We start from the raw sequence: 14,700 nt of genomic DNA, 5'->3' as shown, positions 1-14,700 counted from the left end.
TTAGCCCTTATAGGTATCTCTTTGTAGTAATGGATACCATTTACTAAATGGGTGATAAGAGGGGGCTTCAGGATCTCCCCACCAAAATACTAATGGGTTATTGTTAGGGCAGTTTCTAAAGTTAAATATTGTTGATCCGAAACCAAATAGGTCAAATTTGTGATATCCAAGGGGTTTAATTAATGAGTTATTATTTTTCGGAAAACTCATTATTTTTAAGCCATACTTTAAAATTATTTTTTCATACTCTTCACGTCTAGGGCGAGAAAAAACTCTATTTTTAATACCGTTTTCAACTCTGTATTTTGGAGATACATTAATTTCTTGCACATAGTCTTTAATTTTAGAATCGCTTTCTACATCAGATGTCGGCCAAAATATTTCAGAGTAATCTTTTCTAGACAGCCTATTTTCGAATATATTGGTGCCATAAGTACTAAATACAAATTTGATGTTTAAAGATACATCTTGAACTAGTTTATCTAACCTAGTTTTTAAGCTATGTTGACCGTATACATACCAGCCAATAGTAGCAATATGAACAACGCAATTATTAGGACGTGTTGATTGTAGCCAGTCTCTTATATCAGTAAAAATTCTATTTCCAGTGAAAATAAAGTCGTCAATGTATAAGTAATTATTTGCACCAGCATTGATTATGCCTTCAACATTAAAATTCTTCGAAAGTTTATCAATGAAAATTTCGTTTAGCTCACTTTGACTATTACCTTGTTTTTGAATTTGAAGTATCGAAACGTGGTCCCAAAAATCTTTCTGGTCTTTTCCGTATATGCCATCGTAAGATATTACAGTATCAGCGAACTCATGAAATTTCTCAATTGTGATAAAGTTTTTTCTTAAAATTCGATTGGTTTCAAGTAGTACAATTTCCTGTTCATGGTCTTCGAACTGGTTAATCCATCGTTGGACATGCTCTTGGTCGTAGTTACCAAATTCATTATTTCTATAATCTTTAATTATTTTGGATATACTTAAGCACAAACTTTCATTAGTTGTCATAAAATCCCTTTGACAGTATTTTTTTAGTTTGGTGCATTATTTATACACCAATTATGTTTTTTCTTTTTTCCAGCATATTGAACAGCCAAGTTATTATCAAGTAATTGTTTCGATAATAGTACACCATCTACATACACATCAGCTACTATTCTAAAGTACTTACCACGTTGAACATTTTTTAAAACTATTACTTTAGCTTCTCTTAATTTTTGAACCGAAAATTGCTTTGCTTTTCTAGCTAAGATTTTCTCTTTAACACACTTAGTACGAATTTCTGGCGTATCCACATTAGCTACACGAATACTTATGTTTTCACCAAAAATTCGGGGCATATCACCATCAAGGTTAACTCTAAACGTGTCTCCATCGTAAATACTTACAATTTCCGACACAATTAATTCACCATAAGTTTTTGCTGATAAAATTGGGCTGAATAGAAATATTAAAGTGAAAATAGTGAGTTTCATAGCAATCCTGGATTATGGAAAGTATGAGTGTAGCAGACGCATTCATCTGTATTGGTTGTTCGATTAAAACACCGATTGATATACAAAAAGTGTAATTTCTGGAGGGGAAATTGATGTTTATATTATGGCCTTTCGGCTTAGTTTTGCTGCTACGCACCAATCCAAAATTAATTGGTTTTGTGAGTATATTAATAGTTAACTTACTACATTAATTGAGAGAACTAGTTACTTGCAATGGCCTTTAGGTCTTGCGCCTCGTAAGAGGCTGTATAGTGAATAGAACAGTCACTAGTTTATACATGATATAGCTTCGCAACTGCGCTACTACGTAGCTTGTAAATAACTGATTTTGGTAATTTGTATCATTTAAAAAGAACTATATTGCATTTAATATTCTATTCCTTATTGTTAATTATTCCTTTCGATTTTTGCCCCACTTTTTGTAATATAGTTCTTTATTAGAACCGTCTTACAAAAAGTGGGGCAAACGGTATTTATTAACAATTCATAAGAATATTTTGAACACTAACATCAAAATGTTCAATACTAGCCATAACTGGCTCTTCAATTTTAACATTAACAGTAGAGTTACCCATTAAAATAGATTCTATTTCATCATCAATAAACATTTCACTTTTCGATTCACATTTAACTATTTTTGTACTGTCTGTTTTATTACCAAGCATAATATCTAAAATGCTGTCCTCTATATAATAATCTCTCTTTGCAACTGGTTTTAGAATTCTTTCAACCGCTTCAATAGGTGGTGTTTTAATTACTTCATCACCACCACCACGGGTATTAATATCATTAACCAGTTTAGCTATAGCCTTACCTTTCAGGTCTTTAGCTTGCACTAAGAACTCATTTAAACCGACTTTTTCAGCAGCCTTTTTAATATTATCCGATTTAACTAGTTTCTTAGCTTTACGAGCAATTGTATTTACAGCTTTCAATAATAGCTTTTCTTGTTTTTCCTCATTTTTAAAATATTCGATAACAGTTAAAACTTGCCCATTAAATTTTTGAATCATTTTTTCGACATTTTCTGAGCCGTGTTTTTCACGTAAACGAGTTAGTTTTACATAATGAGAATTACTTAATCCACGGTCGGCATACTTTTGATTAGATTCTTTAAAAGCATCTTCTGCTATTACGTCAGCATTACCTAACAGTTCATCATTAACATTATTCGTGAACACATCAGGATAATATTTTGAAAGACGTTTTAAGACCAACACAGCAATTTTGTAATCAGGTAAAATCAACGTATACGGTACTTTTTGTGTTTTACGAATAGCGGTTCTACCCACGTTTTGAATTACAGGTGCAATGGTTACATTTTCAAAGATCTGTTCGTCAGTCATTTTGTAAACCATTTTATAGAACTCTTTATCATTGTTCATAATAGTGTTGATACCAAACAACAAACTTACGTCACAATCCATTAAATCGTTTCTACCACGTGTATCAATATCTGTTTCTACAAATGGAACTTTAAGATCATTAAATAATTCTCTTGAACGTTTGTTACAAGCTATGTGTATTTTACTAAAGTTACTTTTAGACTGTTCAAGATAGTTTATTATTCTTTTAGAGACTGAGCCTTCTGTCGCACTATTAATAGCTTTACCGATTTTGTATGATTCACGTCCAGCGATAAGAGCAATTTTTAACATAGGCTTACCATTAACATCTAAAAGAAACTTTTCACCACGGTTAACAGAATCATATTGTAAAAGAGAATAATCATACTCTATACCTTGACTGAGCCAATCAAACACAGCTAAGTTATCATTTTTAACGTTTTCAGAAACTGCATAAACCTTTTTGAATGATTCAACAACTCTTAATGATAATTTAGTAGACAATAAAACATCATACTGACCATGTCTGTTTTTATTAACGAACAATAGTAAATCATTGTTTTTCTGTAAAATGTATACGTCAATAACACTTTTAACTTTCTCATAAAAAGCTTGATTAACAACGTTAAAGCTAGCTAATTGTTGTTTATAATTCGTCTTTAATGAATCAACAATAAACAGCGTTGATTTATCGCTTTGCTCTACATTTTTAAGATTAAAGAACGATTTAAGAGAATTAACATCTGTTGAGTTGTAGCTTTTTAATATAACTTTTTTAGTTATAGAACTATTATCATCATCAAAGAAAATAACAGAATTATTTTTTTCTACTGAACCATTATTCAATAGTCTTACAGCTTGGTTACATACGAATACACAGCCGCCAGTTGAATACAATTGACCAACAACATTATTGAACATTGAAGTTACTGTTGTATCTGAGTCTTTTTCTATAGTTGATACACGTTTAATACGATTCAATAATGTTTGTAACTCTTCTTTTAACTCTAAACACTCACACACCTGAACATACTCGTTGATGAGCTCTTCTAACTCTTTAGATCTTTCAACTTGAGTTCGTATAGTATGAACGCCATAAACAACAAGCTCTCCACAGAGCATGTGGACAATTGCTAATTTGAGTGCTTCCAAAGTCTTACCAGTTCCTACAAAAGCGTCAATTAATGATAATTTATTTTCATTCTTCACGTGGCTCGTTGAGTCGATAAGCGTGTGATAGCCGCACAGCTTATGTAGAGTGTTGATTTCTTCTGTATAAATATTATTGTGGGATTTTTTAGAAAAGGGTTGCGTTGTGGTGGCGTCAACCTTTTTTTGTACGTGCTCTTCTATAACAGTAAATGGTGCTCCCAATTTTGTAATTTTATTATTCGTAATTGTATTCATTATGTTTACCTATTTTTCAATTCGCCCCCTTATGCAGGCAGTTTATGTTTTAATTGTTGCTGTAAATCAATTCGATTTACTCATATTCTATCTTCAGTTTAGTGCTTTAAGCTTTTCTAAATTTCTCAATATCGTTGGCTCGCTCACTTTATAGTGCCTTGATAATTCAGCCTTACTATATCTGCCACTTTCCCATTTAGCTTTAAGCTCCATGAGCTTACTTAAATTTTTAAAAACGTGATTGTATGTCTTCATATATCCACCTTTACTTCTTACGATATTCGTAAGGTTTAAATAAAAAAAACTCACTAAATTTAGTGAGTACTCATGTATATATATAAAAGTTTTTTCTCTACAAAGACCTTTTTAGAATAAATAATAAGCAATCAGTGCCTTTTTTTGTAATAAATTGTAATTTTTGGAATTAATATTCTATAAAGCCGCACATTTCGATTTATTTATCTATTCTATCATTTTAAATTGGTTTTTTCATCTTTTGAAGTCAACTTTAATGTGGAATAAGCATAATTAATTTCTTTTATAGGTGTAGGTAACTAAGACTCTGTTTACTATGCGTATATTTAAGTGTAATGTGAATTTTCTGTATTTATAAACTACATAGCATGGAGGCCTAATGTCACTAATTAATGATTTTAAAATTTTACAAAATAGATGTATTAAATATTACGAACTATTAGCTAAAGAAATTCCGCTAGATAAGCCCCAAGAAAGCGATTCAGCAAAAGCTCGCTTCGGTTTTTACTTATTTATGTTAGAAAATATATGTAATGTTAAAGATGTTTCTGAACAGATAGAGTTAATTACTGATCTTGATTTTAATAGGGGTCTTTATGGTACAGGCGATGATGATTGGGGGGTCGATGCTGTTTATATAGATGATGATAATAAAAGCATAAACCTATTTAACTTTAAATATAGAGAAAAGTTTCACCCTACAAAGTCTCAAGCAGTGAATGAGACAATTTTGAGTGCGAAATTTGTAAATTCAATTACCAATGAGCAAACCACTGGACTATCAGGAAAAGTTAAAGAAAAAGCTCTAGAAGTTATAGATTGTTTAAATAGCAGTCAAATTTGGGAGTTTAAGCTATACGTTGTAAGTAATGAGGTAGAGCCTGTAGCAGCTGATCATGAACACTTAGGTATATTAAGAGATGCATATGGGCTTGAGATTATACCTATTGCTTTACCATATATATCCCAAATGATGTCGATTAGACCAACACCTATTAACGCTAAATTAGTCTTAGATGAAGATGCTCTAATGTCTTATGAAGAGCATCAACTATCCTCGTCGAAGTCATATATTACTAGATTACGTAGTAGTGAGATTGTTCGAGTTACATGTAATGATGCCACGTTTAGGGACAAGTACGACATTGAGGATTTATCATTATTAACGAATGTAAAATTAGACTTTGGAGTACTTTTTGATAATGTTAGAGGGTTTGTTCTACGGTCTAAGTATAATGGAAATATTACAACGTCATTGAAAGAAGAGCCAAATAAATTTTTCATGTATAACAATGGGATAACTATTGTAGCTAAGTCTATTCAAGTTAGATCTATTAATGGTGGCAAGAAATTTATACTTGAATTGAATGATTTTCAAATATTAAATGGAGGTCAAACTGTTAGAACTATTCATAATTTTAACTCTGAAGATACATCAATAATTAGTGACTATTTATCAAAAAGTGAAGTCCTTGTAAGAATATTTAATACAAGTAATGATGAAGCAATTGCAGTAAATAAGATTGCAGAATACACGAACAGTCAAAATGCGATTTCTAGTATTGATTTAAAGTCCTTAAGCTCAGAACAAATCACTTTAGAACAGTACCTTGAAGACTATGGTATTATTTACTCTAGAAAAACGGGTGATATTGGAAAATCTGATACTAAAGAATATAAACATAAAATTGCGATGGATAAATTTGGACAAATTTTATTTGCCACTCAAGGTTTTCCCGAAAAAGCTTCAAATGAGAAACAACACATCTTTGGCAAATATTATAATCAAGTCTTTATTGATTCGTTTGATATAACTGAAGCTCCAGATATTATTGATAAGTACTTTGAAGTTTTGAGTTTGTATAATTTAGCTAAGAAAAATGGCATAACGCCTTTAGAGCTTAAGTATTATTACACCATGTACATTAGTAAAAAGCGGCCTCAATTCGATTTAAAAGATATCATAGGCTTTTTAGAAACAGTTATTGATACGTATGATGCGCCTAGTGAAATGTCAATTCCGCGAAGAATGATTCAATTAAAATTTAAAAATTATGTTGATTCGAAGCTTGATGAAATTGATGATTAACTAAAAAATAAAAGCCCATGAAGTCAATCGAGTGGGCTTATTTATGTGTGTATTTCATTGATATAAGGTGAGTAATTAAAGACTGTTTTAGCATTAAAGTATTAGTTGAATCGCAGTCGCATTAAGAGGGTGTAGCAAGTTGCTTATAATTCTTAATGTTTAAAAATAAAATTGTATTTATTTTTTTTAGTCTGAGCTTTTTGTCTGAAATAATCAAAATGCTATTTCGTCCATTGTTTTTCGTAATGAACTCAATTTTATGTATCATTCCTCGCTTCTCAAAAAAAGCTATACAGTACGCTTTATGCTTTTGCCATTGTTTTTCAGACAATCCACTGTTTATAGCGAATGAGCTTTTTAAAATAAAATATCCATAACTTTTTAGATAATTATTTATATGGCTGACTGCTTTGTCACAGGCCATAATAGTTCTTTCGTGGCTGAATAATGTCAGTAATGAAGGGTTTATTTTATCTATATGTATTACATGTTTTTTGTTTTCTAGTTCTTCTCTGGTAAATGTTACTAATGAAAAGTCAGGATCTTCTTTCATGGGGGCATACAAATTATCTTCGATATTATTAAAAATGTGCAGGAAACTGCCCATTCTTCTTCCTTTAGATTTATTTTGAATAGGAAAATAGCATGCTTTAAATTCTCCGCTTTCAAACTCAATGCTGATTAATCCATTCTTATCTAAGGTAATTCGTTTTATTATTTTATATATCTTGTTTCCATTTTCTAGATTTTGCTCACTTGTACCATTTAATAACTGATCTTTTATCTTCCTAATTTCATTAGGAATCATATTCCGTTCTTCGATTGTTCGAGAACTTATAAATTTCTGACCATTAACTTCATCTAATAACTTTTGTTTTTTTTCTATAGCCTTCTTTGACTCTATTATTTTTGGAGCGAACTTATCACCGTATGCTAGAGGGTGATCCTCTACAAGTTTCAGCATATTATTTATGCTTTCCTGAAGCTCCGTTATTTCACCATTTAATTTGTTTGATTCTATCTCACGATTTTTTGAATTTTTATCTGTGTCTTTTTTATAAACATCTCCTGTTACAGCGTCAGTAACTACACGATTCAAAACGTAAATTTGCTCCATATTTCGACATGATATTTGATCAATACAACCATAATATATTGGTTGTGTGGCATTTTTCCCATATATGACGGTTAATGGTTTGCCACATGAGCAATACAACCGTTGCCTTCCCGATAATAAGCTATAGTATTTTTGACCTTCAGATCTGAGTTTAATGGAACGCTTTCTAGTTTCCTGTAGGCCTAGCCATTCATTTTTTGTGCAAACCGCAGGATAATATTCATTCAAAATATATTCTTTCTTGGGGTATGTTTCTCCGAAGCCATCATATATAACTTTTTGCGTTCTATCTTGAACCTTCAAAATACAGTTACCGTAAAGAGTATGGCTCTTGAGATAGTCTTTTAGCCATTGCTTTGTTCTTGAAATATTATGCTTTTCATTAACCACTCTGATAATTTTGTGAAGACCGCTTCCGTTTAAAGCAAGAGCGATAATCTCTTTTGCTACATCAAAATTCTTAGGATGCTTTACTACTACCTTACTTTTATCTTCACCTACTAGCTGGCAGTGAAAAGGGATGCTTTTTCCGTGATGTAAAGGAGCATTATTTAAGCCTCGTATGCCATCATTGAATTGGGTAATTCGCTTTAATATATAATCGTTATTTAATGCTGCTTTTTTACTGCTTTCCTCGAATGCACTATTAAACCCAATCACGCTAACTATTGCATCGACGACCTTATTGCTGCTCTCACCACCATATAATTTATTATCCATAGTGGTGTAAAACCGAACACCTTTATGTAATAAATCGGTGAAAATACTATTTACTTTATATAGTGAGCCTCGTGAAAATCTATCTAGCGCTCTTAAGATGATAAGGTCATTTCTTTTAACTATCTCTAATAAGTCTTTTAATTTTCCTGTTTTCAAGTTACTACCAGAAAAGCCTGAGACCCCTTCATCAACAGTTATTAACTCTGATAATTCACAACCATGCTCAGATGCTATTTGCTTTGCTTTCTTGAGGTCAGTTTGTATTTCAATAGATGTACCTATAGTTTGCTTATCGCTGCTGACGCGCCCATAGATGAAAGCTGTTGGTTTCATTTTTAATTCTATAATCTTGGTTAATTTAAATATTATCCCATTACATTGCAGGTAAATCAATTTAGCCCCTGCCGATTTGCCAAAAGATGGCGGACGGTTTGATCTTGCTATTGCGGTGGGTATTTTAGTCGCCTCTGGGCAAATAGTGTGTCCTGATATTCACAAGTACGAGTTTTATGGTGAGCTTGCTCTTAATGGTGAGGTGCGTGGTGTAAACGCTATTTTACCTTCGGTACTTGCTGCAAAAGAGCAAGATCGTTGCTGCTTTTTACCTCTTGCAAACGACAGCCTAGCAAGCCTAGTTAATGGCGTTAAACGCAAAGCCGTAAGCTCTATTCAAGAAGTGTGGGGGGATTTACTTAATCAACAACCCTTACCATTAAATATAGAATATCCCGACTGCACACAAGCCCCTGACTTTTTACTTGATTTAAGCGATGTGAAAGGTCAGCCCGGTGCAAAGCGTGTACTCGAAATTGCTGCAGCTGGCGGGCATAATTTATTATTTTTAGGTCCTCCAGGTACTGGTAAATCGATGCTGGCCCAGCGAATGGCAACTATAATGCCTACTATGTCGGACGATGAAGCTATTTCGACAGCTGCGCTTTACTCTATTATTGGGCAATCCATAGATTTAACTAATTGGCGACAGCGGCCATTTCGTAATCCACATCATACTTGTTCAGCTGTTGCCTTGGTGGGGGGCTCTTCGAATCCCAAACCTGGTGAAATTTCTCTGGCACATAACGGTGTGCTCTTCTTAGATGAGTTACCGGAATTTGAGCGTAAGGTACTTGATTCACTGCGTGAGCCAATGGAAACCGGTACAGTTACTATTTCACGTGCAGCTAGGCAAATGGAGTTTCCGGCGCAGTTTCAGCTTATTACAGCATTAAATCCAAGCCCAACAGGGAGTCATACAGATAAGCGGGCAACTCCCGATCAAGTTATGCGTTATTTATCGCGCGTGTCGGGGCCTTTTATTGACCGTATTGATTTGCAAATAGAACTACCTCGTTTAACGAGTGTTGAACTACAAAGTACTCAGCCGGAGGAAAGTAGTGCTGAGGTTAGAGCAAGAGTTGAAACGGCTTATTATCTACAACTAAAACGTCAAGGTAAGGTTAATGCGAGGCTTAATAATAAAGAAATGAGTGTGCACTGTGTACTGGCGCCAGCAGAGTTGCAGTTTTTAGCCAGAGCAAGCGAGAAGTTGTCTTTATCGCCACGCTCTTATCATAGAGTGATTAAAGTGGCGCGGACTATTAGTGATTTAAAAGGCGCTGAAAACATTAGTTTAAATGAGCTTAAAGAGGCACTTAATTACCGCGCATTTGAGCGCCTTATTGCGCAATTAACTAAGTATTAAATAGAAAGCATATACCCTTTACCGCGTACGGTAACAATGCGTTTTTGATCTTTTTCGTCATTTAATTTTTTACGTAAACGACCAATCAGCACATCAACAGTACGATCGTTTGGACTCCAATCGGGCTGGCCTATTTCTTCTGATATTTTTTCACGGGATGTGGCTTTACCCGCATTACTAATTAAGCAAATAAGCACTTTATGTTCGGCTTCAGTTAAGCGTGATTCAACGCCTGCAGCAGTAATTAGTGTGCGGTTATCGGGGTGAAGCTTAAAGTCAGCATACTCTATAAATTCTTCGCTTTCGTCGTCTTCTAGGTTAACGGCAACACGCTTATAGAGCGCGCGCATGCGAAGTTCTAACTCAAGTAAATCGACGGGCTTACAAATATAGTCATCAGCACCTTGTGCAAGGCCTGCAATACGATCGGCTTGGGAGTCGCGGCTCGATAATACAATAACGCCAATATCGGTAAGTGTGTTTAATTCTTTTGCCAGCTGAAGCCCATCACGCTTTGGCAAAACAATGTCAATTATGGCTAATGATATAGCACCGCGCAGGTTTACCCGCTGCCTTACAATGTTAAGTGCATCAGCGCCAGTTGGGTCTACCTCTATTGTAAATTCGGTATCTGCAAAGTGATTTTGGATGCGTTTAACGAGTAATTCATCATCTTCAACCAATAAAACATTAATAGCCATAGTACTTTATTTTGAATGCTTATAGCTCTGTATGGTAGCACCATTAGGTAAATGCTGAGAAGGGGGTTTATTAGTTTTAAGTAACTTAATATTTCAAAGGTGTATAAGACGTTATTAGAGGATGAGGTTAGCACCTTTAAACTAATTAAAAGGTGCTAAATAATTAATACTACTATTAATAAATCTGTATTAAGTCGTTATTTTAAAGGTTCAGGCTCAGTTATTTTTATACATTGAGTCCCACCATTGAGGTTCATCTTTTAGCTTTTTATCAAAGTATGCGAGCATGGTGTTCCACCAATCAAATCGTTTATCGCGTGCAAAAATTTGGTGGTCGGCGCCTTTGTATTCGATTAACTCTACGTCCTTATTAAGCAGTTTAAGCGCAGTGTACATTGTTAAGCTTTCGCCAACAGGTACATTGGTATCACTATCACCATGAAGAAGTAGCATAGGTGTTGTTACTTTGTCGGCATGAAATACAGGGCTATGTTGGCTGTAAAGCTCAGGGTTATTCCATGGGAAGCTATTTTTTGATGCTTCGCCAGAATATAAGTAGCCCCACCAACCTTCACCCCAATACGAGGTAATATTAGAAATACCCGCATGAGCTATTGAAGCACTAAATATATCGGTTTTAGTTGCCAATAACATGGTCATGAAGCCACCGTATGATGCCCCTAAATTTCCTACCTTTTCACTATCAACATAGTTGTATTTCTTTAAAAAGGCTTGCGTGCCTTCGATAATATCGTCTGCAGTGTAGTCGCCCCAGGCATTAACATGCTGCGCTGAAAACTTTTGTCCAAACCCTGTTGCGCCAGTAGGCTGTACTACATAAACAACGTAGCCATTTTCTGCCCATAAGTTAAACGGATAACGACCTGTAAAACCACGCGTAACTGGTGAAGTGCCGCCGTAGTAATACACGAGCGCCGGGTGCTTTTTAGTTTTATCTAAATTGCTAGGAATATAAACGCGGCCAGTTATTTCAACCCCATGTTTATTTTTAAAATTAAACTCCTCCAATGTAGGGAGTCGTGTATTTGCATAGCTACTTGGTTTTGAATCCCATATTAAATCTGTTTTATTTTTACTTACGTTAAGGCGTTTTAGCTGTTGTGGCGCTAAAGCGTTAGTGCCACTTAATAAAATTTCGGTATTACGGTCGTGTGAGTAACTAAATTGTTCAACAATATCCAATCCTGTATTTAACTTTTTAAAGCGCTGTTTACTTAAATCAAATAGGTAAAGCGGTTGAGTGTCTTGCTCTGTTACTTTAATGAGCGCATCGCCGTTTTCTAAAACGTGCAGTTGGCCAATAGCAGAATCGAATTGTTTACTAAGTGCTTTTACGTTTTTACCGCCTTCAGTAAGTAGGTAAAGTTGCCCGTCGTAGTTATTAGCAAGCATTGCTTTTGGTAGAGCTCTGCCTGCGCCATTTTTAAAGTCAGGGCCTGCAACTACATAAATATCTTTATTTGCGTATTTGGCTAAATTAAACGTTTTGATTTTAAATCGAGTTCGACTAACTCTGTTTCAGGGTGGGTTGATGCTTGCATTGCCATTACTGGGCGGCTCATTAATATTTTGCCACGGTTACTATTTGAATCTTCAAGGCTGTAAGAAAGAGGACCTTGGCTAAGTGCTTTTGTTAAACCACTTTTAGTATCAAGCATGTAAATTTGGCTGGTGGTACGTGCATACGACCAACGATCTTGTAGACCTTTATAGTGCTTGGTTAAGCTGTTAGTGCTCTCAGGTGATTTAGACCAGCTAAACAAAAGACTGGTGTCGTTATAAAAGGTAAAGCCATTGGCTCCTTCTAAATCGTTTGCTAATGTTTTTATTGAGAAGTTTTTACGGCTAAGTTGTTTAAGCTCACCATTTAACAAATACACTAAATATTGGTTATCTGGACTCCAAATAATGTTACTTGGTTGGCCTGCTTCGAAGCGATAAAGCGTTTGATTATCTGAATCTTTAAGTACAGTAACTGTATTTGCTTGGTTTTGTGTTTTATCGCTATAAGTGCGAGTAGTAGTAACGTACTGCTTAGCATTAGGTGCGAGTGATAATTGGCTGATTGTAGGGGCATCAAACAATTGTTTTGCAGATAAGCGTTTTGTTTTTGAGGCGCTAAGCGTAATTTTATCAACGTCGCTTTTAGGTGCAAAATCAAGCATTACATCGTGCCAATTAGCTACTTGTTGGGCTACTATTAAAATAGAGTGAGTACTGTTATTTAAAGCTAACTTATAGCTATTTTTATCGCCTGTTTGTAGTTCGCCATTAATAAATAACTGACCTTGCTCAATCCCTTTTAAGGTAAGCGTACCTTGTGTAAAGCGGGTAGTTTCAATATTAAATTTTAGTGCCTGTAACCCACCTAAAGTGAGCGCATTGATTTTATTAAACGGCTGCCAGTTTTGTTTTTTCCCAAATACAGAAAAACTATCTGAGTCTGCTTGTAGTTGCGGCAATAGGTTGTTAATAATCGCACTGCCATGAGGTGTCTGAAAAGGCTTTAACTGCATATCTTCGGCAAGTGGGCCGATAAACTGAATTTTTGATTTATCCAATGGTGCAGCTATTGCAGCAAAGCTTAAGCTGCTAAGCGTAAAAAGAGTCGCTGCGTACTTAAATAGCTTATTTTGATGACACCATGGTGCGCTAAATTTCATTATTATGCCTATTATTATTGGAAGTTTGGCCAAATATAGCATGTATTGATACCATGCTCACATATCCAATATAGAGGAGAGAAAGTGACTTTACTGATAGTTTATATGGTAGTGGCGATTGTTATTTCGTTTTTATGTTCTGTGATGGAGGCTGTGTTATTAAGTATTTCGCCCAGCTATGTTGCATCACTTAGGAAAGATCATCCTGAGCTTGCTAAACAGCTCGAAAAACTTAAAAACAATATAGATCAGCCTTTAGCTGCTATTTTAACTTTAAATACGGTTGCCCATACTGCGGGTGCTGCTGGGGTAGGCGCACAGGCAGCTGTCGTGTTTTCCGATGCGGCTGTAGGTATTGCATCAGCCATTATGACATTCCTCGTATTAATTCTTTCTGAAATTATTCCTAAAACCTTGGGGGCTAATTACTGGCGAGCTCTAACGCCAAGTGTTACTTACGCTTTGAGGTTTTTAGTTATATTGCTAAAGCCTTTTGTATGGTTTGCACAAAAGCTAACAAATTTAATGGGGCCAAAGCACGATGAGGCATACTATATTCGTCAAGAGATAGAGGCAATGGCTGATATAGGTACGGAGTCGGGTGCATTACATCAGGATGAGTCCGAAATAATTCGTAATTTATTGCATTTTAGACATGCAAAATTATGCGACTTAATGACGCCTCGAACTGTAATTTTTAAAATCCACAAAGACTTAACAGTAAATCAGTATTTAAACGATCACGGCTCGTCGTCATTTTCTCGTATATTGGTATTTGATAAAGACAGCGACGATATTGTTGGGTTTGTGCATAAAAACGATATTATGCTGGCATTTCACCGTTTAGGTACCGATTACAAAATTAGCAAATTGATTAAGCCTATTTATACGGTGCCGAGTTCTCAAAATGTATCGTCGTTACTGCAAACTCTTTTAACAAAGCGCACGCATATATGCCTAGTTGTAGATGAGTACGGTGACGTGCAAGGTATTGTAACGCTAGAGGATATGATTGAAGCTTTAATGGGGCTAGAGATTGTAGATGAGCGTGACCAATCTACTAACATGCGCGCAGTAGCAAGGCAGCGTTGGCACAAACGTTTAGCAAGTAGTGCGCATATAGTTAGTGAAGAAGATAAACACACTCGGGGTGATAATTAGCTAACAGGCC

At 35.0% G+C, this 14,700-nt stretch carries 7 protein-coding genes and 2 pseudogenes; 3 read left to right on the top strand and 6 right to left on the bottom strand.

Features of this window, described 5'->3' with window-relative positions; translation table 11 throughout:
- The 3 genes from PARC_RS16210 to PARC_RS16200 form a co-directional block, all read right to left on the bottom strand.
- On the bottom strand, window positions 1-1,020 hold the full coding sequence (locus PARC_RS16210) for a phosphoribosyltransferase-like anti-phage protein (RefSeq protein WP_010554337.1): 1,020 nt from the start codon (window positions 1,018-1,020) through the stop codon (window positions 1-3).
- Between the two features lie 23 nt (window positions 1,021-1,043).
- Entirely contained in the window at window positions 1,044-1,487 is a 444-nt protein-coding gene (locus tag PARC_RS16205; protein WP_010554338.1) for a thermonuclease family protein, read from the bottom strand.
- Between the two features lie 497 nt (window positions 1,488-1,984).
- On the bottom strand, window positions 1,985-4,261 hold the full coding sequence (locus PARC_RS16200; protein ID WP_010554339.1) for a hypothetical protein: 2,277 nt from the start codon (window positions 4,259-4,261) through the stop codon (window positions 1,985-1,987).
- A gap of 634 nt (window positions 4,262-4,895) precedes the next feature.
- Between PARC_RS16200 and PARC_RS16195 the strand changes: the two genes are divergently transcribed.
- A complete protein-coding gene (locus PARC_RS16195; RefSeq protein WP_010554340.1) occupies window positions 4,896-6,605 on the top strand; it encodes an AIPR family protein in 1,710 nt (569 codons plus the stop codon).
- A 121-nt stretch (window positions 6,606-6,726) separates the two neighbouring features.
- On the opposite strand, the gene PARC_RS16190 is transcribed toward PARC_RS16195, so the two are convergent.
- On the bottom strand, window positions 6,727-8,775 hold the full coding sequence (locus PARC_RS16190; protein ID WP_010554341.1) for a recombinase family protein: 2,049 nt from the start codon (window positions 8,773-8,775) through the stop codon (window positions 6,727-6,729).
- A 55-nt stretch (window positions 8,776-8,830) separates the two neighbouring features.
- On the opposite strand from PARC_RS16190, the pseudogene PARC_RS16185 reads away from it, so the two are divergent.
- A pseudogene (locus tag PARC_RS16185) lies at window positions 8,831-10,144 on the top strand (YifB family Mg chelatase-like AAA ATPase); the annotation flags it as partial.
- On the opposite strand, the gene PARC_RS16180 reads toward PARC_RS16185, so the two are convergent.
- Entirely contained in the window at window positions 10,141-10,845 is a 705-nt protein-coding gene (locus PARC_RS16180) for a response regulator transcription factor (RefSeq protein ID WP_002957913.1), read from the bottom strand. The pseudogene PARC_RS16185 and the gene PARC_RS16180 sit on opposite strands and share 4 nt — an antisense overlap.
- Before the next feature lie 216 nt (window positions 10,846-11,061).
- Window positions 11,062-13,529: pseudogene (locus tag PARC_RS16175) on the bottom strand (alpha/beta hydrolase family protein).
- A gap of 84 nt (window positions 13,530-13,613) precedes the next feature.
- On the opposite strand from PARC_RS16175, the gene PARC_RS16170 reads away from it, so the two are divergent.
- The gene (locus PARC_RS16170) at window positions 13,614-14,690 is read left to right on the top strand and encodes a hemolysin family protein (protein ID WP_007587021.1); all 1,077 of its coding nucleotides are present in this window, start codon (window positions 13,614-13,616) and stop codon (window positions 14,688-14,690) included.
- The last annotated feature ends 10 nt before the right edge of the window (window positions 14,691-14,700 follow it).

The sequence above is a fragment of the Pseudoalteromonas arctica A 37-1-2 genome, assembly GCF_000238395.3.
Taxonomy (GTDB): domain Bacteria; phylum Pseudomonadota; class Gammaproteobacteria; order Enterobacterales; family Alteromonadaceae; genus Pseudoalteromonas; species Pseudoalteromonas arctica.
Note: the sequence above shows the minus strand (reverse complement) of the source record. Positions and strands in the feature narration are given on the sequence as shown.